Here is a 777-nt window from a genome sequence, read left to right on the forward strand (position 1 = left end):
GCCTCGGGCGTCTCGGGCTCGTCGTCGCCCGGCCCCCACTCGGCCCAGAACGCATCGAGCGCGGCGTGGATCTTGTTCTCCGCCGACTCGCCGATCCCCTTCACGTCGGTCAGGGACAGGCCCTCGTCGTGGAGCTTCCGGATGTGGTCGATCGTCCGGATGCCGCCCTCTTCGAGCGTCTTCACAATCTTGCCGGAGATGCCGAACTGCTTCAGCCGCTCGACCGAGACCTCCTGCCATAGGTCGGTCCCGAACTTCTCCCTGCGGGCCGCGAAGCGGGCGGAGGCGTCGGGGGCCGAGGCGGGCGAGCCCTCGGACGGGGCGGGCGTCCGGTCGAACAGCGGCAGGGTCTCGGTCTGGGCCTGGTTGAGCTGGCGGAGCTTCTTCCACAGCTCCTCCAGCTCGCCGGCCTTGGTCTTGGTCTGGTTCTTCAGGCTGGCGATCTCGGATTCCAGCTTGAACGTCTGGGCGACGACGTCCTTGATCTCCAGGAGCGTCGGATCGGGTTCGGGGGCCGGGGCGTTCGGGCTCGGGGCCTGGTCGGCGTCGGGCACGGTCGATTCCTTTCGGGTTTCGGGTGGGTGGGTGGTCGGTCAGCGGGCGGCGAAGCGGCCGCGCCGGGCTTCGGGGACGGCCGCCCGGTCGGTCCACGCGGCGAGGTGGGCCCGCCAGTCCAGGGTCCGCGGGATCTCGTGGTCGTCGATCTGCGGGATCCTCGGGTCGTGGATCGTGTAGTCGGTCCGGCCCTCGATCACGGCGTGGATCCCGTCGAGCGCC

General features: G+C 70.4%; 1 protein-coding gene and 1 pseudogene. Both read right to left on the bottom strand.

Annotated features, from left to right (window positions below; all coding sequences use genetic code 11):
• A pseudogene (locus tag G6O68_RS31975) lies at positions 1-554 on the bottom strand (hypothetical protein); the annotation flags it as partial.
• A gap of 39 nt (positions 555-593) precedes the next feature.
• A partial coding sequence (locus G6O68_RS31980) for a hypothetical protein (RefSeq protein WP_165253830.1) occupies positions 594-777 on the bottom strand: 184 nt, incomplete at its 5' end.

The organism is Paludisphaera soli, from assembly GCF_011064595.1.
Taxonomy (GTDB): domain Bacteria; phylum Planctomycetota; class Planctomycetia; order Isosphaerales; family Isosphaeraceae; genus Paludisphaera; species Paludisphaera soli.